This window comes from Pantoea sp. EEL5 (assembly GCF_049892805.1).
Classification (GTDB): domain Bacteria; phylum Pseudomonadota; class Gammaproteobacteria; order Enterobacterales; family Enterobacteriaceae; genus Pantoea; species Pantoea ananatis.
Genome location: NZ_JBNDNJ010000001.1, coordinates 1,586,868 through 1,610,807 on the forward strand (window position 1 = coordinate 1,586,868; position 23,940 = coordinate 1,610,807).

Below are 23,940 nucleotides of genomic sequence, written 5' to 3' on the forward strand. Positions count from 1 at the left end.
TTATCCCCCTGCACGCATTAACTTTATGCCAGGCCTGTTGACGGTTATGTCTCCCTCTCAGGAGGTACAAAAGTGATCTATAAATTTATCGCTGACAAACTGCGTCTCCGGCTAAATTCGCCCTTTGTCGCGGTAGGGAGTGCTATTCCGGCTGAAAAAGTGCTCGCCACAGAGTTTGGCGTGGCGAGAATGACCTTGCGTAAGGCAATAGATTTACTGGTCAGAGAGGGGTTGCTGGAGCGACGGCATGGCAGCGGAACCTACGTGTCCGCAAAGGATATCAGTCATGAAACCAGTTCGCTCACCGGGCTGGCAGAAGTCTTACGTCTGCAGGGAAAAGAGGTGATCAGTAAGGTACTGGCGTTCGAGTTAATCGCCGCCCCTCGCGCCATAGCCGATCAGTTACGCATAAACAGTGGTGAACGCCTCTTTTTCTCACGTCGGTTACGTTATGTTGATGAAAAGCTGCTGATGCTCGAAGAAAGTTATATGCCAGTGAAAATATTCCCTGACCTTAGCCTGGCCCATTTGGAAAAATCTAAATTTGACTATATCGAGCAGGAGTGTGGCATTGTTTTAGAGGGCAATTATGAGTCATTAAGACCGGTTTTATCCGATAAGCGCCTGTCGCACCTGATGGATATCGCTGAAAAAACCCTCCTACTCAGAGTCGACTCGCTTTCATACAGCAATACGGGCTCTTTTATCAACTACGCCGTGATGTACAGAAACACCCACGATTATCAGGTTAACTACCATCTACGACGCACGGGTTGAGTGATCAGAGATGTCAGTACGCTTCATCAATGCGCCAGAGCGCTTCTCAGGTGTAATATAATCGCCCGTTCGAATCACAGGTGCCTTGCGTGAGAGTGAATCTGGCTAACACCCTGCAGCAGGACGCTATATTTATTGGGGACGGGTGAACGTGTCGTCTTATCTGTGCATTTACGAAAAACGCCACACATTAGGAAAATGACAAGACTTATTTCAAATTAAGGTCAGCGCAGTGCTGCCCTCGCCGTTCATATATCGCGCCCAGCGCGCTGCTGTGTTTACTAAAAGCATTTTAAATATCAATTACCCTCTCCTGATTACCTGCACTCAATTGATTAATTGAACTTATAAGTCCTTTTAAAGGACCATTACTCTGGAAACTTCCACCCTGCTTGCGGAATTTACTGTTTCAGAAATATGTCTATTTTATTAATTTTTTACACGTCTTTTGCCGATAAGAACGCTGAACTTAACTTTCAGGAATTCTAAGATGAAAATCTCCACGCGTCTGGCAATCGGTTTTGGCCTGTTAATTCTGCTTTTTATTATCTGTATTACTATTTCTTTTAAAGCACTGCATTCCGCCAGCACCGGTATGGATGATGCGGTCAATGTTAAGATGCGAAAATATCAGCTCGCCGTTGATATGCGAGATGAACTGAGAGACATGGCGATTGCCGCGAGAAACCTCGCGCTTCTCAGCGATGCGAAAGCCATGCAGCCAGAGTGGGAGAGGCTGAAACTGCAAAAAGCAGCTTACTTAAAAAATCGTGAAGCGCTTGAAACAATCATGCGTGAGGATTCCACGCCCGCCGGACGTGCTGCGCTGGAAAAACTTCAGGCCAATGAAGCGCAGGTGATTTCCGGTCTGGAAAAGGCCGGTCAGTTTGGCCTGGATAACCGTCCTCAGGAAGCCACAAATTATCTGATGGTGACGGTGCGTCCTGCTCAGCGTGCGTTACTCAGTTCACTTGGTGAAATGACCAACGTTCAGTTGAATAACAGTCGCAACGCGGTGGAAGAGAATAATCGTTCAACCCGAACCTCAACACTCGTTTTGGTTATCCTGGGCCTGCTTTCCATCGTTTTTTCTGTCGCCACCGGATGGATGATTACCCGTTTACTGATGCGCCAGTTAGGGGGCGAGCCTGCTCAGGCCCAACTCATTGCGGCGGCCATTGCTAACGGCGATCTGACCTCGGCGGTGCACCTACGTCCTAAGGATACGTCAAGTCTGCTGGCATCCCTTGACGGAATGCAGGCTAAACTTCGCGGCCTGGTTGTCGAAATCAAAGATTCTTCAGCTAACGTTGCGCTTGCCGCCGATGAAATCGCGCAAGGAAATACCGAATTATCGTCCCGTACCGAAGAGCAGGCTGCCGCGCTTCAGGAAACCGCTGCCAGCATGGAACAATTAACCGCGACGGTGAAGAGTAATGCCTCCGTGGCACAGCATACAGCCACATCAGCCCGCGAAACGGCCAATCTGGCTCAACGCGGCGAAGCAGATATGCAACGGATGTCGGCAACCATGAAAGACATTTCAGACAGTGCTGCGAAGATTCGTGATATAACCGGCGTGATTGAAGGCATTGCTTTTCAGACCAACATTCTGGCGCTCAATGCTGCCGTTGAGGCCGCGCGTGCCGGTGAGCAAGGGCGCGGGTTTGCCGTGGTGGCTGGCGAAGTCAGAAATCTGGCCCAGCGGAGTGCTACCGCCGCGAAGGAAATTAAAACCTTGATTGAACAGGCCGTGCAGCAGGTTGAAACCGGCGTAACCGTCGCGAGTGGAACCGGTCAAAGTATCCTGAAAATTGTTAACATGGTGGGTGAACTGGCAACGGCTATGGATGAGATCTCGCTGGCCTCTTCCGAACAGATGCAGGGGATTTCTCAGGTGAGCGTCGCCGTGGGCCAGATGGACAGCGTTACTCAGAACAACGCCGCACTGGTTGAGGAATCATCGTCCGCTTCACAATCCCTTTCTGAGCAGGCACACGCGCTGCGCGATATGGTAGAAGCGTTCCGGGTGTAAACGCCCTTTCGCACAGGAAGAAGAAACGCGATCGCGCCGGTTTCGTTTCTGCCATCCTGTTGCGTGAGCCGGGCCAGTAGCGTGCGGCCCGGTGAACACCATCCCCGCTGTCTGGGCCGTCATGGTGAGCGTTGAAAGGCAAAAAAAGACCGAACACGATTCCTGTATTCGGTCCAGGGAAATGGCTCTCAAGGAGCCGTGCGCTAAAAGTTGGCATTAATAGAGGCTTTCGCCTTGCTTCTAAAGCGTAGGACAACGCGCCAGATTTTCCAGCCAGCGCCGCGGCTCAGACCATAAACCCGACAGGTTTGTGACCCGTAAGACAAATTTGCGCACTCTTGCCTGCATCGTCTTATTTTGTGCACAGCGCCTGTGCACGATCCACGACAGGTTGCAGACTCATCATCCGATCCGGATGCGCTTTATCCGGCGCCTGAATCACGCTGATGGGCTGTGCCTTCACCCGCTTAGCGTTGACCTGAGCCTCCGCCTTCTCATTAAGCGGGTACTGCATCAGCGTGCTGGGATTGATGGCAAACAGCGATCCATCTTTCTCACAGGTCAGCATCACCTCTTCACGATTAAACGGCCACTTGTCTTTACCAATTTCGAAACGGCTGACGGTGATGATTTGTGCCGCTGCTGCCTGACCAGCCAGCGTTAATAACAGCAGTGTGGGGATCGCTTTCTTCAGCAACATAACTTACCTTTATGGGGTTTTCATCATTCAGGTTGGTGACAACGTAGCAAACACGCTGACCAACCCCACTACGCCGCATGCCAGCACAATTTCCAGCTGGGTCATGCGAATAAACAGTCGTTGTGCGGCAAGGCCCGCAATATGAAAGCGCGGCACCAGCCAGTAACGATTCCAGAGCGCAATCAGTACCATAAGCATGACCAGCCCTGCTTTGCACAACAACAGTACAACATAATCGTTGAGATGCCAGTTTGCTGGCGCCCCGGCAATCAGCAGGCTGTTAACGACACCGGTAATTATCGTTAAGGCGACGGCAACGTGACCATAACGGGAAAAACGCATCATGGTGCGGATTGCGGCTGTCCGGTATTCGATGTTACGCGCCATGCGCATCAACACCAACACAGGCACTAACCCGCCCGCCCAAAAGGCGGCGGAGAGAAGATGTAAGGCCTGGTTACTTTGTTGCAGGAGCCCGGCGATACCCTCGCGCATGGCGGCATGGCCCGTTAGCGCCAGACAGCCTGTCTGTAGCAGGCCAGTTAACAGCCAAACCTGCTGACGGGGGCGGTCACGCATGACAATCGCAGCCACGCTACACAGCGAAAAGAGGAGCTGCCATTGCCACACGGAGCCCCAGCGGGTTGAAAATACCGCCAGCCACACAGCCGTCTCTGACAAATTGTGCCAGTCACCACTCATCAACACATTTTGTGTGGCCAGCATCGCCAGTGCCGACAGCAGGGCCAGCCATGTACTCCACTTCATTAGCGGAAATAATCGCGCGGCCAGCGAGGTTCGAAAGGCAACCGGTGCCAGCAACCTGCTGTAAAAGGCACTGCCAACCAGCAACATTAATGCCGTGAAATGCAGTGCGCGCAGCACCAGCCACAACAGGGTCACGGTTTTATTTCACGGTGAAGATATAGCTTCCGTGCGTTTTGTGCCCGTCAACGGACAGCACGTGCCAGTTTACCTGATAAGCGCCCTGCGCCAGCGGCTGGGCAAAATCAACCCGCAGGCGGTCGTGCTGCTTGCCATCCAGCCGGGCCTTTTCACCCACGGCTTTATGCTGTGCATTCATGACGTCAACGCCACTGAATGCGGCTTCAACGTCTTCGGTGAAGCTCAGCGTAATGTGTTGCGGCGCAGGCGTTACCGCCGCGTTGGCTGCCGGCACCGACGACGCTAAGTGGGCGTGCGCCAGTGCAAGCTGACTAAACACCATTGTGCCGGTGGCGATCAGAGCCAGCACCCCACGTGAAATCGCGGTTTTTTTCATCTCTTCATCCTGTTAACGGCGGCAAAGGCCACGAACGTGGCGCAAGAATACGCCGCTGAAATTTAACTGTCGAGGCCAGCAATGCTATCCTGTCCCTTGCGCCAGGAGGAGGAAAACATTACTTTTGGTCACGCTTATCGGGAGAATATCATGAGTCACAACCTTGCCTTGCTGTCGCAGGAAGAGAAAGACAAAGTCAATGTCGATCTGGCTGCAGCAGGCGTTGCTTTTAAAGAGCGTTACAACATGCCTGTCGTGGCAGAAATGGTCGCCAACGAACAACCTGAAGCCCTGCGGGACTGGTTTCGTCAGCGTTTAATGCATTACCGCCAGGCCTCTCTCAACCTGTCACGCCTGCCCTACGAGCCTAAACAGAAATAATGATGCTACGCGTTATCGATACGGAAACCTGCGGACTGCAGGGCGGCGTGGTTGAGGTTGCATCGGTAGATGTGATCGACGGCCAAATCGTCAATCCAATGAGCGATCTTGTCTCACCCGATCGCCCCATCAGTCGTCAGGCCATGGCCGTACACCGCATTACTGAAGCCATGGTGATGGGCAAACCGCCCATTGAAGAGGCCATCCTGCGCTACCACGGCAGTCCCTTTTACGTGGCCCACAACGCCAGCTTTGACCGCCGGATGTTGCCGGAAATGCACGGCGAGTGGATCTGTACCATGACGCTGGCTCGTCAGCTATGGCCCGGCATTAAATACGGTAATCAGGCGCTCCGGCACAGCCTCAAGCTGGATGTGACGCCGCCAGCGGATTTGCATGCTCACCGGGCGCTGTACGACTGCTACGTGACGGCCGCGCTGCTCATTCGAATTATGGAACTGTCCGGCTGGCGTGCGGACGAAATGAGTCTGCGCTCGCAGCCTGCCGCGCAGCGTGATGATGTGCTGCCGTTTGGTAAATATCGTGGTCAGGCGCTGGCCGTGGTGGCCCGAAAAGATCCGGGTTACCTGAAATGGATGCTGGATAACGTGAAAGATTTGCGCCCACCGTTACGGCAGGCGCTGCGCAAGTGTCTTAGTCAGCTTCCGTAAGCGCGGCCGGAGGCAAACTGCCCTGAGCAAGGGCGATGATGAAGGTGAGCTCCAGGGCAACGCCTTCATAGGCCTTGTAGCGCCCAGACTTACCGCCATGCCCCGAGTCCATATCGGTGCAGAGCAGCAGCAGGTTATCATCGGTTTTATATTCACGCAGCTTAGCCACCCATTTTGCCGGTTCCCAGTATTGTACCTGTGAATCATGCAGGCCGGTTGTCACCAGCAGGTGGGGGCAGGTTTTCGCCGCAACGTTGTCATATGGGCTGTATTGCCGGATATAGCGATAGTACTCCGCGTCATTCGGATTACCCCACTCGTCATATTCCCCGGTCGTCAGTGGAATAGACTCATCAAGCATCGTGGTGAGCACATCAACAAAAGGCACCTGCGCAACCACACCGTGATAGCGCGTGGGCGCCAGATTCATGACTGCGCCCATCAGCAATCCCCCTGCACTTCCTCCCATCGCATAGAGCCGGTCCGGGTGCCCGAATCCACGCGCCACGAGCCCGTTTGTCACGTCGATAAAATCGGTGAAGCTGTTCATCTTATTGAGCAGGCGGCCACCGTCATACCACTGCTGCCCCATCTCCCCGCCGCCTCGCACATGCACCAGCGCATAGATGAACCCGCGGTCCAGCAGGCTGAGCCGACTGACGCTAAAGTCAGCGTCCATGCTACTGCCATAGGCGCCATAGCCATACACCAGCATGGGGTTCTGCCCTTTCTGAAAATGGGTGCGGTGGTACACCAGCGAGACCGGCACTTCTGTGCCGTCAGAAACGGTGATCCAATGGTGCTCGCTTTTGTACTCATCCGGATTGAAGTCTTTGACCGCACTTTGTTTTAAGATCCGACGTTCCCCCGTATCCATATCCAGTTCAAACAGCGTGGCGGGCGTGGTCATGGACGAATAGCCATAGCGCAGCTTACTGGTGCGCGGCGTAGGATTGTAAGCCAGCCAGGTAACGTAAGTGGGATCGTCAAACGCAATGCCGCTGGTTTCTCCCGTCTCCCAGTTGATTTGCCGCAGGCTGGTCAGCCCACGCTGGCGCTCCTCTACCACCAGCCAGTCACGAAAAAGCTGGAAATCCTCCATTACGATATGGTCGCGCGCGGGGATCACGGTTTGCCAGCGCGCTTCATCCAGATAATGGCTACGGTAGAGTCCGAAATTTTTACCCTCGCGATTCGAGCGGATGAAGAACGTGTGATCATAATGATCAAGACTGTATTCATGATCGCGCCGCCGGGGCAAAAAAACCTGCGGAAGGGCGTCCGGGAAATCCGCATCGATCAGCTGAATCTCGCTGCTGCTGGTGCTGTATAGCACGATCAGGATGAACTGTTTCGACGTGGTTTTATGAATGCTGAGGTGATAGGTATCGTCTTTTTCTTCGTACACGAGCCGATCGTCGTGCTGGGGCGTACCCAACTCATGCCGCCATAGCTGATAAGGCAACAGGGTTTGCGGATGTTTACGAACGTAATAGAGGGTGCGTGAATCATTCGCCCACGCAAAGCTAGACGAGGCATCGTTAAGCACTTCCGGATACCAACTCCCACTGTCCAGATTGCGAAAACGAATGCCGTACTGCCGCCGGGAAAGGAAGTCCTCTGCCACTGCCAGCACCCGGTTATCCGGGCTGATGTGCAGTGCGCCCATAGTATAAAAATCACTGTGTGATGCGCGCTGATTCGCATCCAGCAGCAGTGTCCACGGGTCGCTCTCATCGCTGTCAGCGGGCTGTCGGTAATAGGCGGCATATTCATTGCCGCTTTCATACCGGCTTTGATAGCGATAACCATTTTTCACATAGGGTACTGAGTGGTCCTGCGGCGGCAGGCGATCGATAATCTCACGCAGAATGCGATTCTGTAAGGGCTGTTGTGAGCCCATGATTTTCTGGCCGTAATTGTTCTCAGCGCGTAAATAGTCCAGCACCTCGCTGTTTTCACGCCTGTCGTCACGTAGCCAGTAATAATTGTCGATGCGCGTTTCGCCATGCAGCGATAATTCGTAAGGGATTTTTTTTGCGCTCGGTGCTTTCATGTCATCCGTCCCGCTGAATGTAATGAACACTAAGCGTGGCACTAATGTAAAGAGATGCCAAGTAAAGTGAAGGTAATGTGAGGTTGTGCAGGGCCATATCGCTGGCCCTGTGCGGGTTAGCCCGCTTTCTGCTGCAGGATATCCTGCTGAATGCCGTCACGCACATCCTGCGGGATTTTTAGCGCATCGCCCAGGGCGGAAAGATAGCTGCGCTCCATGAAGTGGTCCACATCAATGGCGGCGCAGCTCAGAAAATAGAGTTCAAGCGCCTCTTCTTCATTTTTGACGTCCGCCGCGAGCCACTCGGGGTCCAGCGGTCGCTGCATGGCTTGCTGGATGAGTTTTTCGGCATCCTGACCATAGCCAGCCTCGTGAATATTATGTTCAATCGCCGCGCGTTCCCGATCGTCAATATGGCCATCGCTTTTAGCAGCAAAAACCAGCGCGGTCACCAGCCGCTCCGCCCGCTGATCCACTGGCGTTTGCAACTCACCAAAGCCGGGATCGTTTTGATGCGTTTCGCGTACCCGCTGCTTATATTTGTTCCACAGCACGGCACCCGCCGCGGCCCCACCGCCGATAATCAAAGCCTGACCGCCATATTTCGTTAACAACTTTCGGGATGACTTACTGGCCACCAGCATGGCTGCCAGCCCGCCTAAAGCCCCCGGCGCCAGCATATCGCTTAATGCTCCGCTGGATTTACCCTCGCTGCTTTTTTTAGCCAGTACCGATTGAATCTGTTGCAGCCAGTTATTCATCATCATCTCCCTTTACCATTCAGAAACAACATCATTACCAAAAAGATGTCAGGAAACGTCAGAGCAGGAAAAGTAGCGCAAACCCAGGCAAACAAGCTGAAGGGTGAGAACGCAAACGTTTTCGTATATACTGCGCGCGCATTTTGACTGCTTCGATTTTAGGGGAATTTATGACGACTCTTGGAACTGCGCTGCGCCCTGGTGCAACGCGTGTAATGCTGTTGGGCTCCGGTGAACTGGGGAAAGAAGTTGCGCTGGAATGTCAGCGCCTGGGTGTGGAAGTGATTGCCGTTGACCGCTACGCTGATGCACCTGCCATGCATGTTGCTCATCGCAGCCACGTGATTAATATGCTGGATGGTGACGCGCTGGCCGCGGTTATTGCGCAGGAAAAGCCTCACTTCGTCGTACCCGAAATTGAAGCTATTGCGACTGAAAAACTCCTGGAGCTGGAGCAGCAAGGCCAGCACGTCGTGCCGACCGCCCGCGCGGCGCGCCTGACCATGAACCGCGAGGGCATTCGCCGTCTGGCAGCAGAAGAGCTCGCGCTTCCCACTTCCCACTACCTTTTTGCCGACAGCAAAGATAATTTCGTGTCTGCCGCCGCCGAAATTGGTTTTCCATGCATCGTGAAGCCAGTGATGAGCTCTTCAGGTAAAGGTCAGAGCTTTATCCGGGATGCCAGCCAGCTGGAAAAAGCCTGGGACTATGCGCAGCAGGGCGGCCGTGCGGGTGCCGGGCGCGTTATCGTGGAAGGCGTGGTGAAGTTTGATTTTGAAATCACCCTGTTAACGATCAGTGCTGTTGACGGCATTCATTTCTGTGCCCCCATTGGTCATCGCCAGGAAGACGGGGATTACCGTGAATCATGGCAACCTCAGCAGATGAGTGAGCTGGCGCTGCAGCGTGCGCAGCACATTGCGGAAACCGTGGTGAAAGCGCTGGGTGGCTATGGGCTGTTTGGCGTAGAGCTGTTTGTCTGCGGCGACGAAGTGGTGTTCAGCGAAGTCTCCCCTCGCCCGCACGATACCGGCATGGTGACGCTGATTTCACAAGATCTGTCTGAATTCGCGCTTCATGTGCGTGCGTTCCTTGGCCTGCCGATTGGCGCCGTTCGCCAGTATGGTCCTTCCGCGTCAGCCGTTATCCTGCCGCAGTTGACCAGTCAGAACGTGCAGTTCGTCAATGTGGAGGCGGCATTGGGTTCAGGTTTGCAGCTGCGCCTGTTTGGCAAACCTGAAATCGACGGTCAGCGCCGTTTAGGTGTTGCCCTGGCCTGTGCGGATACAACTGAAGAAGCCGTTGCGCGTGCCGTTGCCAGCGCGGCGGCTGTCAGTGTTCAGGGATAGTGCCATTGCGGTGAGTCAGTGACTCACCGCTCGCGTTTGACTTCCCGCCGGAGATTACTCCGCGCCAGCGACAGCGTCGCGCGCCAGTTGCGTGATTCGCTGCCAGTCGCCCGCTTCCAGTGCATCGTTTGGCACCAGCCAGGAACCGCCGATACAGAGCACGCTTTTGAGAGCCAGATAGTCACGGTAATTTGCCGGTGAGATACCGCCCGTCGGGCAGAAGCGTACCTGAGGGAAAGGCCCGCCGATGGCCTGCAACGCTTTTACTCCACCGTTCGCTTCCGCAGGGAAAAACTTGAATTCCCGCAAACCATAGTCCATGCCGGTCATCAATTCTGACACGGTGCTAATGCCGGGAATCAGCGGAATCGGGCCTTCAACGGCGGCCTTAAGCAGAGACTCGGTAATCCCCGGGCTAATGACGAACTGGGCACCCGCCTGCGTGACTTCCTGCAGCTGTTGGGTGTTAAGCACGGTGCCGGCTCCCACAATGGCGTCAGGTACGTTTTTAATGATGGCGCGCAGGGCATCCATCGCCACAGGGGTGCGCAACGTGACCTCCAGTACCTTGACGCCACCGGCGACCAGGGCCTGAGCCATGGGAACGGCATGTTCCAGCTTGTTAACCACAATCACCGGTACGACCGGTCCGGTTTTCAGAATCTGTTCGGCACTCGTTTTCCAGTTTTTCATCACGTCCCCTGATGGATAACATTGGGAGCAGCACGGCGAAGACATCGCCAGGCCAGCCCGGTTAACAGCGCTACTACCATACAGGATCCGCCGTTTGCCCGTCTATGACCGGGAAAGATTTTTAAAACGGCAGTTCATTTTTGAGAGTTGGTGCAAAAAAAGCCCGCTCGCGGCGGGCTGGGTGGTTATTCAAATTCGTTCCAGGAGCGGCCATCACGGGTAATCATTGCCACAGAGGCCACCGGCCCCCATGTTCCCGCCTGATAAGGCTTGGATGAGTCGCCGTCGGCTGCCCAGGCATCGATGATGGAATCCACATAGGTCCATGCCGCTTCCACTTCATCGCGACGCACAAACAGCGCCTGGATACCGCGCATGGACTCCAGCAATAAGCGCTCATAGGCATCGGCCAGATGAGACTGATTGAAGGTTTCTGAGTAGCTCAGATCCAGCTTGGTGGTTTGCAGTTTGTGTTTGTGATCAAGACCCGGCACTTTGTTCAGGATCTCAATATCCACGCCTTCATCAGGCTGCAGACGAATAGTGAGTTTGTTCTGCGGCAACTGGGAGTAGGAATCCTTAAACAGGTTCATCTCCGGGTTTTTGAAATACACCACGACTTCTGAGCATTTGGTCGGAAGACGTTTACCGGTACGCAGGTAGAACGGCACGCCTGCCCAACGCCAGTTATCGATGTCCACGCGAATAGCCACAAAGGTTTCGGTGGCGCTGGTCTTATTGGCACCCTCTTCTTCAAGATAGCCAGGCACTTTCTTGCCCTGAACGAAGCCAGAGGTGTACTGACCACGTACCGTTTTCTCGCGGACGTTGGTTTGATCGATAGGACGCAGCGAGCGCAGCACTTTCACTTTTTCATCACGAATACTGTCGGCGCTGAGATCGGAAGGCGGTGACATGGCGATCATCGTCAGAACCTGTAACAGATGGTTCTGAATCATATCGCGCATCTGGCCCGCTTTATCAAAGTAGCCCCAGCGTCCTTCAATACCCACTTCTTCCGCCACGGTAATCTGCACGTGATCGATCGTGCGGTTATCCCAGTTATTAACAAAAATGGCATTAGCAAAGCGCAGCGCTAACAGGTTAAGAACCGTTTCTTTGCCCAGATAGTGGTCAATACGGAAAACCTGACTCTCATCAAAGTACTCACCCACGCTGTCGTTAATTTCTTTTGAGGTTTCCAGCGAGGTACCGAGCGGTTTTTCCATGACAACACGCGCGGGTTTAGCGTTCAGCTTTGCCGTGCCCAATCCCTGACAGATCGCACCGAAGGTGCTGGGCGGCATGGCAAAATAGTTAATGGTGGTACGGCTTTTCTGGTCCAGCATCTTACCCAGGCGTGGGAAGTGCGACGTATCGTTTACATCAAGGTTACAGAAATCGAGACGGTTGCTGAGCTTGTCCCAGAGTGCTTCATCGATTTTTTCCTTCATGAAGGTTTCTAACGCCTCACGCACCACTTTGGTGTATTCGGCTTTATCCCACTCGGCACGGCCTACGCCGATAATGCGGGTTTCTTCATGAATCTGGCCCGCTTTCTCTAACTGATACAGCGAGGGCAACAGTTTACGACGGGCGAGATCGCCTTTGGCGCCGAAAATTACCAGATCGCATGCCTGGGCTATTTGTGTTACCGCCATTTTCCTCTCCTCGTTGCAGGATTGTCCCGGTGGCGTTGCGTCCTGAGCACCGGGTCCAAGTTGTCATTTTCTTTCAGCACAATGTACTTTTTTCCCCAGGCCAGGTAAACCAGCCTGCGGCGTCACGACGCTAACTCTGCACCCAATTAGCGTCTGGGGTATGTTGACACGTGCGCTTTCAGTTATTTTTCTGTGTCAAATATTGTCTGGCTAAAATCCAGTACGGGCCTGATTATCGCAAAAAAAAGGGCCGCAAACTTATCAGACCTTGCGCCCACCTCGGTCAGGCGGGGTATATTCTCCGTGAATTTCCTGTAACAACAGTAATTATTCATATTAACAGATATTCCACGCTTATCAGGTCAGGACTATGTTGGATAAAATTCGGGTGCAGATGAGTGCGCTCAGTAAGTCAGAGCGTAAAGTGGCACAACATATCCTTGCTTCTCCGGAGCAGGCGATACATTCCAGTATTGCTACGCTGGCACGGGCGGCGGAAGTGAGTGAGCCCACCGTCAACCGGTTTTGCCGCCATCTTGGCACGGCGGGTTTTCCCGACTTCAAGCTTCAACTTGCTCAGGCGCTGGTCAAGTCCCCTAACTGGCTCAGTCGGGACGTACAGGAAGATGACAGCGTTGAGCGTTACAGTGAGAAAATATTCGATTCTGCCCTGGCCGGGCTTCAGCGGGTGCGGGAGCATCTCGATCTTGCCGCGCTGCAGCAGGCCGTGAGCCATCTGACGCATACCGATAAAATCACTTTTTTTGGTTTAGGTGCCTCCGCTGTGGTGGCACACGACGCCTTCAACAAGTTTTTACGCTTCAACCTGCCGGTTATCTGGTCAGATGATGTGGTGATGCAGCGAATGAGCTGTATCAACAGCCGCGACAAAGAGGTGTTTGTTTTGATCTCTCATACCGGCCGTACCCGCAACATGGTTGAGCTAGCGCAGATGGCAAAGGCCAACGGCTCGACCGTTATCGCCATTACCTCAGCCGGATCGCCACTTGCCCATGAAGCCTCGCTGGCGCTGCTCGTCGATGTGCCCGAAGATACCGATATCTATCTGCCGATGGTGTCCAGGCTGGCTCAACTCACCGTGATCGACCTGCTGGCGACCGGTTTTACCCTGGAACGGGGGCCCGCTTTCAGGCAGAACCTGAAGCGGGTAAAAGAGGCGCTAAAGTCATCTCGTTACGACAAACCCGCCATTGCCGATAACGATAGCGTCTGATCTCTGTGCCCTGAGTTCATTTTCCCGATACCGCGTAAAAGCGATCGGAAAAGTGACATCATATGCGCCTGGTCAATTAAGCTTTCGCTAATGCCGTGAGGGGGATGACTTCCTTGATGAGTCTCAGTATTGTATCTAACAAAATCGCCCTTTCTCGACAGGGTTATGGCGCAGTGCCACAGTTCTGACACACTCGAATGTATAATAATACCTCTGTGTGGTAAGCAGTACCTGATGGGCTAACACCTTAAAATGTAACGATTCAGCTCAGTTCCAAACTCCAAAGGAATCCCTATGTCTCGACGTTTAAGAAGAACCAAAATCGTAACTACCCTCGGCCCAGCCACTGACCGCGACAACAACCTCGAAAAAATCATTGCAGCTGGCGCCAACGTCGTGCGTCTTAACTTTTCTCACGGCACGGCTGAAGATCATCAGTTGCGTGCTGATAAAGTCCGTCAGATTGCCGCAAAACTGGGACGTCATGTTGCCATTCTGGGCGATTTGCAAGGCCCTAAGATCCGTGTCTCGACCTTCAAAGAAGGCAAAGTGTTCCTGAACGTCGGCGATCGTTTCCTGCTGGACGCGGCGATGGGTAAAGGCGAAGGCGACAAAGAGCGCGTGGGCATCGATTATAAAGGTCTGCCTGAAGACGTGGTGCCTGGCGATATTCTGTTGCTGGATGATGGTCGCGTACAGTTAAAGGTGCTGGAAGTTCAGGGCGTAAAAGTCTTTACTGAAGTTACGGTAGGCGGCCCGCTCTCCAACAATAAAGGGATCAACAAACTGGGCGGCGGGTTATCAGCCGAAGCCCTGACCGAAAAAGACAAAGCAGACATCATCACCGCAGCCAAAATCAATGTGGATTACCTGGCCGTTTCTTTCCCGCGCTGTGGTGAAGACATGCACTATGCGCGCCGTCTGGCGCGCGACGCAGGCTGTGATGCGCTGATGGTGGCGAAGGTAGAACGTGCTGAAGCCGTTGCCTCGCAGGAGGCGATGGACGACATCATTCTGGCCTCAGACGTGGTCATGGTGGCCCGTGGCGATCTTGGCGTTGAAATCGGCGATCCGGAACTGGTGGGTATTCAGAAGGCGCTTATCCGCCGCGCCCGTCAGCTTAACCGTACCATCATCACGGCAACCCAGATGATGGAATCCATGATTACCAATCCAATGCCCACCCGCGCTGAAGTCATGGACGTTGCCAACGCCGTGCTGGACGGCACCGATGCCGTGATGCTCTCTGCTGAAACCGCCGCAGGCCAGTACCCGGCTGAAACGGTCGCGGCGATGGCAAAAGTGTGTCTGGGTGCAGAAAAAATCCCCAGCGTGAACGTCTCTAAACATCGCCTTGACGTGCAGTTTGACAACATCGAAGAAGCCATCGCGATGTCAGCCATGTACACGGCCAACCATCTGCAGGGCGTGACCGCCATTATTACGATGACGGAATCAGGCCGTACGCCGTTGATGACCTCGCGCATCACCTCTGGCCTGCCGATTTTCGCCATGTCGCGCCACGAGCGCACGCTGAACATCACGGCGCTGTTCCGTGGCGTGACGCCGGTATTCTTTGACAGCAATAATGAGGGCGTAGCAAACGCGCACGACGCGGTTAATCTGCTGCGTGATAAAGGCTTTCTGCTGTCGGGTGACCTTGTCGTGGTCACCCAGGGTGACGTGATGGGCGCAACCGGAACAACCAACACAGGTCGTGTGCTGCGCGTCGATTAATTCCGCCTTTTTCTCATCACCTGTATTACCATTGGAAACGCGACTGCCCTGCAGTCGCGTTTTTGTTTTTTCACAAGGAGGCCAGATGGCCCGTTACCAACCCATCAGCCAGCTTACGGGGCGCATAATGCTGTTCCCACTGGCTATGGTGCTCTACGAGTTTGCAACCTATATTGCGCACGACATGATCCAACCCGGCATGTTACTGGTCACCGCCGAATTCAACGTTGGCGCAGAATGGGTATCAACCTCTCTGACGGCCTACTTACTGGGCGGCGTCGTGCTCCAGTGGTTACTCGGCCCGCTATCGGATAAATATGGCCGCAGGCCCGTGTTGCTATTCGGCATTCTCTTTTTTGCGTCCGCCTGCATTCTCACAACCTGGGTAAGTGATATTCAGCAGTTTGTCAGCCTGCGTTTTGTGCAGGGCATCAGTCTGTGCTTCATCGGCGCGGTGGGCTATGCCGCCATTCAGGAAGCGTTTGAAGAAGCCTTAGCGGTGCGGATCATGGCACTCATGGCGAATGTGGCCCTGCTCGCCCCGCTCGCCGGACCGCTGGCGGGTGCAGCCTGGCTAACGGTAGGCAGCTGGCGCAGTATGTTTTGGCTGTTTGCCGCCTGTAGCGCCGTGGCTTTTCTCGTTTTATGGCGGGTGATGCCTGAAACCGCAGGCGATCGCACTCAGTCTGTTGCGCTGCCCGTGCTCGCACGTAATTACGGCCGTCTTTTGAAAGATCGCCAGGTGATGTATGGCTCCTTTGCTATCGGGCTGGTATTCATTCCCATTCTGACCTGGGTTGCCTTGTCACCCGTGATTTTAATGCGCGATGAGGGCCTTTCCCGCATGCAGTATGCCCTGCTCCAGCTTCCGGTTTTTCTGGCGATGATTGCGGGCAATGTGACGCTGAGTAAGGTGGTAGGCCGCATGCCGATAGAGCAGCCAGTAAAGTTTGCGGCATGGCCGATACTGCTGGGCCTGAGCCTTGCCCTGTCAGCTACCCTGATTGACGCGCACAGCTATCTCTTTATCACGGCGGGACTAAGTTTGTATGCCTTTGGCGGCGGCATGGTCAATGCAGGACTTTATCGTCTGACACTGTATGCCAGTGATGAAGGAAAAGGCAGCGTGGCGGCCATGCTGGGCATGGTCAGTATTCTGACCCTGGCTATCGGCATTGAGTTAGCGAAGCACTTCTATTTCAACGGCGGGGTCATCTGGTTTAGCCTAATCAACTTTATCAGCGGCGTGATGTGGTTTGGGCTGGTGCTGATGTTCCTGCGTGAACGTAAACGTCACGCAAAAGTAACGCCTCTCTGAAGCTTTCAGGCCGCAATGCGGCCTGATGATTATTTACGTGGATAAAGCTCGTCGCGCGAGTAAGGTTCGATATCACCTTCTTTGCGAGTTTTCAGCAGCTTGAGTATCCAGGTATATTGTTCCGGATGCGGACGCACAAACACCTCCACCTCCTCATTCATCCTGCGCGCCAGTTGGCGGTCATCCGCGTCAAGTAAGTCGTCCATGGGAGGGCGAACATAAATTTCCAGTTTGTGACTTTCACCGTTATAGACCGGAAACAGTGGTACAACGCGGGCACGGCAGACTTTCATTAGTCGCCCCACCGCGGGCAAAGTGGCTTTATAAGTCGCAAAGAAATCGACAAACTCGCTTTGCTCCGGACCGTGATCCTGGTCAGGCAGATAATAGCCCCAGTAGCCCTGACGAACCGAACTGATAAACGGCTTGATGCCATCATTGCGCGCATGCATACGGCCACCAAAGCGGCGACGGACACGGTTCCAGACATAGTCCACCAGCGGATCGCTCTGATTGTGGAACATGGCTGCCATCTTTTGGCCCTCTGAGGCCAGCAGCATAGCAGGAATATCGACAGCCCAGCCATGTGGTACCAGAAAAATAACGTTCTGCTTGTCGGCCTGCAACTGGTCAATAATTTCCCGACCGTGCCACTCAACGCGCTGACGAATTTGTGCCGGATCGCGCATCCCTAACTCAGCCATCATGGCCATCGCCTGTGGCGCAGTGGCAAACATCTGATCAACGATCGCATCGCGTTGAGATTCGCTTAATTCAGGCAGGCAATAATAGAGATTAATCAGCGCACGACGACGCGCGCCTTTCGCCAGTTTTCCGGCCATTTTGCCCAGCCGCCCCAGAAGCGGATCGCGCACGGTGGCAGGCATCAGGGCGATGCCTGCCAGTGCACCAATACCCAACCAGCTGCCCCAGTATTTAGGCTTTAAAAAAGATCGTTCAAAAACGGGAATAAATTCGCTGTTATTTTTTTTACGGGTTTCCATGCACTCGCCTCAATCAATGACGGGCTAATGATAGTGGCGACGAGTAAATTTGCAATCATCCTGCGCCAGAGATAAAAAAATCGACGGCAATGCCGTCGATTTTAGCGAAAAACTTACTTTAGCCCCAGCTGAGGTAACCAGCCTTTCACCTGGGTAAGGTACTGCGTCCGTTCTTTACCGGTCAGGCCTTCCATACGCGGTAGCTTAGCCGTTAAGGGATTAACCGCCTGGTTATTAATCCAGATCTCAAAGTGCAGGTGCGGGCCAGTAGAACGGCCTGTGTTGCCTGACAGCGCAATGCGGTCGCCACGCTTTACTTTTTCACCGGGCTTCACCAACACTTTCTTGAGGTGCATGTAGCGCGTCATGTACTGACGACCATGCCGGATAGCCACATAGTTTCCGGCGGCGCCGCCGTTTTTCGCCACCACGACCTCACCATCACCGACCGCCAGCACAGGCGTACCGATCGGTAAGGCGAAATCAACGCCTTTGTGCGGCGCAATGCGACCCGTCACAGGATTAAGGCGGCGGGGATTAAAGTTAGAGGACACCCGATACTGTTTGACGGTGGGGAAGCGCATAAAGCCGCGCGCCAGTCCTGCGCCGCTGCGGTCATAGAACTTGCCGTCATCAGCACGGAAGGCGTAATAATCTTTACCGCCACTGCGCAAACGCACCCCCAGCAACTGGCTTTGTGCGCTCTTGCCGTCCATCATTTCACGCGACATCAGCACGCTAAACTTATCGCCTGCCCGCAGCTTACGGAAATCCATCTGCCACTGCATCGCTTTGATCACGCTGCTGGCTTCGCCACTGGTTAAACCGGCCCGACGGGCACTGGCGGCAAAGCTGCCATGTATCTCACCCTGCATCACGCTGTTGCGCCATTCGCCCTGCTGCATCTGCGACTGCATTTTGAAGCCGCCGCTATCCGTGCGCGTATAGGTGCGGGTTTCACGACGCGAAATTTCCCAGCTAAAGGTGTTCAGCGCGCCGTCATCGTTTAATGTCCAGCTGAGCTGCTGCCCGACCTGCAAATTACGCAGATCGCGATCGCTGGAGACCAGGGCGTTAATGTCCCCCATATCGATGCCGTACTGATTAAGTGCACTGCTCAGGGTATCGCCAGAAGAAACCGTGTATTCATGCGTGCCGGCACTGTCGGCGACGTCCTGATCGACATCATCTGCAGGGAGTTCTTCATCCGGCTCTGGAGTACTTTGGTCGATGGGTTCACTGGCTTCGGGAAGCAGTGTACGAAATTCGTTTTTGTCCAGTTCGATGGTTTTGACGATGGGCGTCACATCATTACTGGGATGGTAGACGTAAGGCCGCCAGACGGCGACGGCCAGAGTCACTACGGTTAACGATCCCAGCATAACGCGGTGGGGGCGCGGCAAATTATTAAATGCGAGGGCGACAGAGCGGGCTATCTGCTGCACGTTGAACTATTCCTCTATGCTCCTTTCAGGCAGGTCTCATACTGGCTCGACAGCTGTGAGAGGAATTTCACATAGCTGTCTTTTCCTAAGCTGATGTCTGTACCCAGCGGATCAAGCGTGCCTTTACGCACCTGGGTTCCACGGGCAACAGCATCGATGACCGCCGGCCTGAATTGTGGCTCAGCAAAGACGCAAACGGCCTTTTTCTCAACCAACTGTGTTCGAATTTGATGTAAGCGCTGTGCACCCGGCTGAATCTCAGGGTTAACGGTAAAATGCCCGGTGGGCGAGAGACCGTAGTGTTTTTCAAAGTACGTGTAAGCGTCGTGAAAAACGAAATACCCTTTATCTTTAACGGGGGCAAGCTGTGAGATAATGCGCTTATCTGTGTCCGCTAATTCTGCCTCAAAATGCTGCAGGTTGGCGTCAAGTTTGGCTTTATCCTGCGGCATAAGTTCCAATAATTTTCCGTGGATTGCAACCGCGGTTTTTTTCGCTATCTCTGGTGACATCCACAAGTGCATATTAAACTCACCATGATGGTGATGATGCGCTTCATCATGATCGTGCTCTGCGTCATCATGGTCGTGATGATCATCGTCTTCACCTCCACGCAGTAGCAAGGGTTTTACGCCGGAAATTTGCACGATCTCAAGATTCTTTTTTTCCGGCAGAGACGCCGCAGATTTTGTCATGAAGGCTTCCATTTCAGGGCCAACCCAAACAACTAAGTCCGCGTTTTGTAAGCGTTTTACATCAGAGGGGCGCAGGGCATAATCGTGTTCGGATGCGCCATCCGGCAGCAAAACCTCCACGGGTGTGACGCCGTCAGCAATGGCCGAGGCAATAAACCCAACGGGCTTAATGGAGGCCACAATATCGGCGTGAGCGGGTAAGGCAGCAGAGGTGGCGAAAGCCATCGCCGTCAGGGTCAAAAAGCCCCCTTTTTTATTATGTAACATAATGCGTCATTCCTTCGTCATCAACAGATTGGATGTGATATTATAACATTCGAAATTCTGTGCAACCTGTAAATCTTATGCCATCACTTGTCACACTTGAAAACGTATCCATCAGTTTTGATCAACGTCAGGTCTTATCTGGCGTGAGTCTGGAACTTCATCCTGGTAAAATTTTAACCCTGCTCGGTCCTAACGGCGCGGGCAAATCGACGCTGGTTCGGGTGGTGCTTGGCCTCCTTGCGCCCTCCTCCGGTCGGGTCAGTCGCAGTGCGGGCTTACGCATCGGCTACGTGCCACAGAAGCTGCATATCGATCCCACGCTGCCGGTCACGGTTGAACGTTTTATGCGCCTGTCGCGCGGTGCGCGCAATCAGGATATTTTGCCTGCCCTGAAACGCGTTCAGGCGGGTCACCTGTTGACCTCGCCGTTGCAGAAACTGTCGGGCGGCGAAACGCAGCGCGTGTTACTGGCTCGCGCCTTGCTCAATCAGCCTCAGTTGCTGGTGCTTGATGAACCGACGCAGGGTGTGGATGTCAACGGGCAGGTCGCGCTTTACGATTTGATCAATCAACTGCGACACGAGCTGAACTGCGCCGTGCTCATGGTTTCCCATGATTTGCATTTAGTCATGGCGAAAACGGATGAGGTCCTGTGCCTTAACCATCACATTTGCTGTTCAGGTACGCCTGAGGCGGTGTCGCAGCATCCCGAATTCATTGCCATGTTCGGCCCGCGCGGTGCGCAGGAACTGGCTATCTATCGTCATCACCATAATCACCGTCACGACCTTCAGGGACGTATCGTATTACGCAAAGGACCGGGTCCATCATGATTGAATTACTGCTTCCGGGCTGGCTGGGCGGCGTGATGCTGGCGCTGGCGGCGGGCCCCCTGGGCTCTTTTGTCGTCTGGCGCAAGATGTCGTATTTCGGCGACACGCTGGCGCATGCCTCACTGCTCGGCGTCGCCTTTGGTTTGCTGCTCAACGTCAACCCTTACTATGCCGTGATCCTGGTCACGGTCTGTCTGGCACTGGGTCTGGTCTGGCTTGAGCGTCGCCCGCATCTGGCGATAGATACACTGCTAGGCATCATGGCGCACAGTGCGCTTTCGCTCGGACTGGTCGTGGTGAGCCTGATGTCGAACGTGCGGGTGGATTTGATGGCCTACCTGTTTGGCGATTTGCTGGCGGTAACGCCCAGCGATCTCTGGGCCATGGCTGCAGGTGTGATATTCGTGCTGGCCGTTATGGCCTGGCAGTGGCGCGCACTGCTGTCGATGACAATCAGCCCTGAACTGGCACAGGTTGACGGCGTGAATATTCAACGCACCCGGCTGATGCTGATGCTGGTAACCGCATTGACGATTGGTGTGGCGATGAAGTTTGTTGGTGCGCTGATCATCACATCGCTGCTGATCATTCCGGCTGCCACCGCCAGGCGCTTTGCGCGTTCACCCGAAATGATGGCGGCAGTGGCCGTACTGATTGGCGTGATTGCCGTGACCGGCGGCTTAACCTTCTCGGCGTTTTATGACACGCCCGCCGGCCCTTCCGTCGTGCTGTGCGCCGCCATCCTTTTTCTCTTCAGCATGGTGCGCAAACCGGCGCTGTGATCAGGCTTCTTTGGTGATACCAAAGTGGCGATAGGCATGCTGCGTGGCCATCCGGCCGCGCGGCGTGCGCTGAATAAAGCCCTGCTGAATTAAAAACGGCTCAATCACGTCTTCGATGGTTTCCCGCTCTTCGCCAATCGCTGCCGCCAGGTTGTCCAGCCCGACCGGCCCACCGGTGAATTTATCGATAATGGCCAGCAACAGTTTTCGATCCATATAATCGAAGCCTTCGCTGTCCACGTTCAGCATATCCAGCGCCGTCACCGAGACATCACCGCTCAGTACACCGTTCGCGCGCACCTCAGCAAAATCCCTTACCCGACGTAACAGGCGATTGGCAATACGTGGCGTTCCGCGTGACCGGCGGGCGATTTCCAGGGCGGCTTCTTCACTGAGTGCCAGACCAAGGCAGGCGGCGCTGCGTCCCACAATGTGCTGTAAATCTTTTACCTGATAAAACTCCAGACGCTGCACGATGCCGAAGCGATCGCGCAGGGGTGACGTCAGCGAGCCTGCCCGCGTGGTGGCGCCAATCAGCGTAAAGGGCGGCAGATCCAGTTTGATGGAACGCGCAGCCGGGCCTTCACCAATCATAATATCCAGCTGATAGTCTTCCATAGCCGGATAAAGTACCTCTTCCACGACCGGTGAAAGACGATGGATTTCATCAATGAACAGCACATCGTGAGGTTCGAGGTTGGTCAGCATCGCGGCCAGGTCGCCCGCTTTTTCCAGCACCGGGCCGGAGGTCGTGCGCAGATTAACGCCCATCTCGTTGGCCACAATGTTGGCCAGCGTCGTTTTGCCCAGCCCGGGAGGGCCAAAAATCAATAAATGATCCAGCGCATCACCACGCAGTTGTGCTGCCTTGATGAAAATTTCCATCTGCTCACGCACCTGCGGCTGGCCCACATATTCGGTCAGCATCTTAGGACGAATGGCGCGGTCGAGGCCCTCTTCTTCGTTAATGCTGGCAGCGGAGATCAGGCGATCGGCTTCAATCATGAATTACCTCAAATAGCGGCGCGGAGCGCTTCACGGATCAACGTTTCGCAATCCGCGTCAGGACGGCCAACTTTGCTGATCATGCGGCTCGCTTCCTGCGGTTTATACCCCAGCGACACCAGCGCTGCAACCGCTTCCGATTCTGCATCGTTGGTCTCTGGCTCCGGGCCCGGCGTGGTCAGCGTAAAGGCCGAATCGCCGCCAAACAGATCGCCATGCATGCCTTTAAAGCGGTCTTTCATTTCCACCACCAGACGTTCAGCGGTTTTCTTGCCCACGCCCGGCAGTTTAACCAGCGCGGCAATCTCTTCCTTTTCAACCGCCGTCACAAACTGCTGTGCCGACATGCCCGACAGAATGGCCAGCGCCAGCTTAGGCCCAACGCCATTGACTTTAATCAACTCACGGAACAGTGCACGTTCCTGCTTGCTGTTAAAGCCAAACAGCAACTGTGCATCTTCGCGCACCACAAACTGAGTAAAGATCACCGCCTCGTGATTAAGATCGGGCAGCTCATAAAAACAGGTCATTGGCATATGGACTTCATAGCCGACACCGTGCGCCTCCAGCAGCACCAGCGGTGGCTGCTTTTCCAGAATAATGCCCCGTAAACGACCAATCACCTGAAGCCTTCCTTATCCAAAGTATGTGGCGGAATTTATACCATAAAAAAGGCTGGATGAATATCCAGCCTGATAGCGATGACGACGTAAGGGTTGTTAACTCTGACGCAACCGGCCGCGGGTCAGCACCAGCTTGCTGTCACTCATGCGCGCCGCGTTTTGGGCCACGTGACAGTGCGTGATGGCGATAGCCAGCGCATCGGCGGCATCGGCCTGGGGATTCGCCGCCAGTTTCAGCAGCGATTTCACCATGTGTTGCACCTGACTTTTTTCTGCGCCACCGGTGCCAACGACCGTTTGCTTGACCTGGCGCGCGGCATATTCAAACACCGGCAGATCATGGTTAACCGCCGCCACAATCGCGGCCCCCCGCGCCTGCCCCAACTTCAGGGCAGAATCGGCATTCTTCGCCATAAACACCTGCTCGATAGCAAAAAAATCCGGCGAGAACTGCGTAATGATTTCGCATACTCCGGCATAGATCAGCTTCAGACGCGCAGGTAACTCTGTTGTGTTGGTACGAATACAGCCGCTGCCCAGATAAGTGAGCTGGCGGCCAGTCTGACGAATCACCCCATAACCGGTCACGCGTGAGCCAGGGTCAATCCCTAAAATAATCGACATGACGCGT

Annotated in this window: 23 protein-coding genes; 10 read left to right on the plus strand and 13 right to left on the minus strand. The window is 54.3% G+C overall.

The window, feature by feature from the left end; all coding sequences use genetic code 11:
• Nucleotides 1-72 precede the first annotated feature (72 nt).
• Nucleotides 73-777, plus strand: a complete 705-nt coding sequence (locus ACPXSQ_RS07580) for a GntR family transcriptional regulator (protein ID WP_072138814.1) — start codon at nucleotides 73-75, stop codon at nucleotides 775-777.
• A gap of 490 nt (nucleotides 778-1,267) precedes the next feature.
• Nucleotides 1,268-2,812 (plus strand): methyl-accepting chemotaxis protein, encoded by a 1,545-nt coding sequence (locus ACPXSQ_RS07585; protein ID WP_210523669.1) that lies wholly within the window; start codon nucleotides 1,268-1,270, stop codon nucleotides 2,810-2,812.
• 352 nt (nucleotides 2,813-3,164) lie between these two features.
• On the opposite strand, the gene ACPXSQ_RS07590 is transcribed toward ACPXSQ_RS07585, so the two are convergent.
• The 3 genes from ACPXSQ_RS07590 to copC are packed head-to-tail and all read right to left on the minus strand — an operon-like array spanning nucleotide 3,165 to nucleotide 4,794.
• Nucleotides 3,165-3,512: a YebY family protein gene (locus tag ACPXSQ_RS07590; protein WP_014593872.1), complete on the minus strand. Its 348-nt coding sequence runs from the start codon at nucleotides 3,510-3,512 to the stop codon at nucleotides 3,165-3,167.
• Nucleotides 3,513-3,539: 27 nt separating this feature from the next.
• A complete protein-coding gene (gene copD, locus ACPXSQ_RS07595) occupies nucleotides 3,540-4,415 on the minus strand; it encodes a copper homeostasis membrane protein CopD (protein ID WP_161611149.1) in 876 nt (291 codons plus the stop codon).
• A gap of 4 nt (nucleotides 4,416-4,419) precedes the next feature.
• A complete protein-coding gene (gene copC / locus ACPXSQ_RS07600; protein WP_024472112.1) occupies nucleotides 4,420-4,794 on the minus strand; it encodes a copper homeostasis periplasmic binding protein CopC in 375 nt (124 codons plus the stop codon).
• 150 nt (nucleotides 4,795-4,944) lie between these two features.
• On the opposite strand from copC, the gene ACPXSQ_RS07605 reads away from it, so the two are divergent.
• Both ACPXSQ_RS07605 and exoX read left to right on the plus strand, forming a co-directional pair.
• A complete protein-coding gene (locus ACPXSQ_RS07605) occupies nucleotides 4,945-5,175 on the plus strand; it encodes a DNA polymerase III subunit theta (RefSeq protein WP_019105100.1) in 231 nt (76 codons plus the stop codon).
• Nucleotides 5,175-5,846 carry an exodeoxyribonuclease X gene (exoX, locus tag ACPXSQ_RS07610; protein WP_015700171.1) on the plus strand — a complete coding sequence of 224 codons (672 nt, stop codon included), beginning with the start codon at nucleotides 5,175-5,177 and terminating at the stop codon, nucleotides 5,844-5,846. Before ACPXSQ_RS07605 ends, exoX begins: the two co-directional genes overlap by 1 nt.
• Here the strand turns inward: exoX and ACPXSQ_RS07615 are convergent.
• On the minus strand, nucleotides 5,830-7,902 hold the full coding sequence (locus tag ACPXSQ_RS07615) for a prolyl oligopeptidase family serine peptidase (RefSeq protein WP_072138111.1): 2,073 nt from the start codon (nucleotides 7,900-7,902) through the stop codon (nucleotides 5,830-5,832). The genes exoX and ACPXSQ_RS07615 overlap by 17 nt on opposite strands.
• Before the next feature lie 116 nt (nucleotides 7,903-8,018).
• Nucleotides 8,019-8,663 (minus strand): tellurite resistance TerB family protein, encoded by a 645-nt coding sequence (locus ACPXSQ_RS07620; protein ID WP_426143785.1) that lies wholly within the window; start codon nucleotides 8,661-8,663, stop codon nucleotides 8,019-8,021.
• A gap of 170 nt (nucleotides 8,664-8,833) precedes the next feature.
• Between ACPXSQ_RS07620 and purT the strand changes: the two genes are divergently transcribed.
• A complete protein-coding gene (purT, locus tag ACPXSQ_RS07625) occupies nucleotides 8,834-10,012 on the plus strand; it encodes a formate-dependent phosphoribosylglycinamide formyltransferase (RefSeq protein ID WP_072138112.1) in 1,179 nt (392 codons plus the stop codon).
• A gap of 54 nt (nucleotides 10,013-10,066) precedes the next feature.
• Here the strand turns inward: purT and ACPXSQ_RS07630 are convergent, their stop codons facing one another.
• Nucleotides 10,067-10,705 (minus strand): bifunctional 4-hydroxy-2-oxoglutarate aldolase/2-dehydro-3-deoxy-phosphogluconate aldolase, encoded by a 639-nt coding sequence (locus tag ACPXSQ_RS07630; RefSeq protein WP_024472110.1) that lies wholly within the window; start codon nucleotides 10,703-10,705, stop codon nucleotides 10,067-10,069.
• Between the two features lie 185 nt (nucleotides 10,706-10,890).
• The gene (gene zwf / locus ACPXSQ_RS07635) at nucleotides 10,891-12,366 is read right to left on the minus strand and encodes a glucose-6-phosphate dehydrogenase (RefSeq protein WP_013026068.1); all 1,476 of its coding nucleotides are present in this window, start codon (nucleotides 12,364-12,366) and stop codon (nucleotides 10,891-10,893) included.
• 370 nt (nucleotides 12,367-12,736) lie between these two features.
• On the opposite strand from zwf, the gene ACPXSQ_RS07640 reads away from it, so the two are divergent.
• From ACPXSQ_RS07640 to ACPXSQ_RS07650, 3 genes are all read left to right on the plus strand, one after another.
• Nucleotides 12,737-13,600, plus strand: a complete 864-nt coding sequence (locus ACPXSQ_RS07640; RefSeq protein ID WP_014593880.1) for a MurR/RpiR family transcriptional regulator — start codon at nucleotides 12,737-12,739, stop codon at nucleotides 13,598-13,600.
• A gap of 294 nt (nucleotides 13,601-13,894) precedes the next feature.
• Nucleotides 13,895-15,337 (plus strand): pyruvate kinase, encoded by a 1,443-nt coding sequence (pyk, locus tag ACPXSQ_RS07645; RefSeq protein WP_013026070.1) that lies wholly within the window; start codon nucleotides 13,895-13,897, stop codon nucleotides 15,335-15,337.
• 85 nt (nucleotides 15,338-15,422) lie between these two features.
• Nucleotides 15,423-16,655 (plus strand): MFS transporter, encoded by a 1,233-nt coding sequence (locus tag ACPXSQ_RS07650; protein ID WP_014593881.1) that lies wholly within the window; start codon nucleotides 15,423-15,425, stop codon nucleotides 16,653-16,655.
• 29 nt (nucleotides 16,656-16,684) lie between these two features.
• Here ACPXSQ_RS07650 and lpxM read toward each other — a convergent pair whose 3' ends face one another.
• From lpxM to znuA, 3 genes are all read right to left on the minus strand, one after another.
• The gene (lpxM, locus tag ACPXSQ_RS07655; protein ID WP_105087570.1) at nucleotides 16,685-17,659 is read right to left on the minus strand and encodes a lauroyl-Kdo(2)-lipid IV(A) myristoyltransferase; all 975 of its coding nucleotides are present in this window, start codon (nucleotides 17,657-17,659) and stop codon (nucleotides 16,685-16,687) included.
• Between the two features lie 113 nt (nucleotides 17,660-17,772).
• Nucleotides 17,773-19,104: a murein DD-endopeptidase MepM gene (gene mepM, locus ACPXSQ_RS07660; protein ID WP_013026073.1), complete on the minus strand. Its 1,332-nt coding sequence runs from the start codon at nucleotides 19,102-19,104 to the stop codon at nucleotides 17,773-17,775.
• A 14-nt stretch (nucleotides 19,105-19,118) separates the two neighbouring features.
• A complete protein-coding gene (gene znuA / locus ACPXSQ_RS07665; RefSeq protein ID WP_013026074.1) occupies nucleotides 19,119-20,066 on the minus strand; it encodes a zinc ABC transporter substrate-binding protein ZnuA in 948 nt (315 codons plus the stop codon).
• A gap of 77 nt (nucleotides 20,067-20,143) precedes the next feature.
• Between znuA and znuC the strand changes: the two genes are divergently transcribed.
• Nucleotides 20,144-20,899, plus strand: coding sequence for a zinc ABC transporter ATP-binding protein ZnuC (znuC, locus tag ACPXSQ_RS07670; RefSeq protein ID WP_014593885.1), 756 nt, complete (start codon nucleotides 20,144-20,146; stop codon nucleotides 20,897-20,899).
• Entirely contained in the window at nucleotides 20,896-21,681 is a 786-nt protein-coding gene (gene znuB / locus ACPXSQ_RS07675; RefSeq protein ID WP_014593886.1) for a zinc ABC transporter permease subunit ZnuB, read from the plus strand. The genes znuC and znuB overlap by 4 nt, the downstream gene beginning before the upstream one ends.
• Here znuB and ruvB read toward each other — a convergent pair whose 3' ends face one another.
• From ruvB to ruvC, 3 genes are all read right to left on the minus strand, one after another.
• Nucleotides 21,682-22,686: a Holliday junction branch migration DNA helicase RuvB gene (gene ruvB, locus ACPXSQ_RS07680; protein WP_013026077.1), complete on the minus strand. Its 1,005-nt coding sequence runs from the start codon at nucleotides 22,684-22,686 to the stop codon at nucleotides 21,682-21,684.
• An 8-nt stretch (nucleotides 22,687-22,694) separates the two neighbouring features.
• On the minus strand, nucleotides 22,695-23,309 hold the full coding sequence (ruvA, locus tag ACPXSQ_RS07685) for a Holliday junction branch migration protein RuvA (protein ID WP_013026078.1): 615 nt from the start codon (nucleotides 23,307-23,309) through the stop codon (nucleotides 22,695-22,697).
• Nucleotides 23,310-23,405: 96 nt separating this feature from the next.
• Nucleotides 23,406-23,933, minus strand: coding sequence for a crossover junction endodeoxyribonuclease RuvC (ruvC, locus tag ACPXSQ_RS07690; protein ID WP_013026079.1), 528 nt, complete (start codon nucleotides 23,931-23,933; stop codon nucleotides 23,406-23,408).
• Nucleotides 23,934-23,940: the final 7 nt, after the last annotated feature.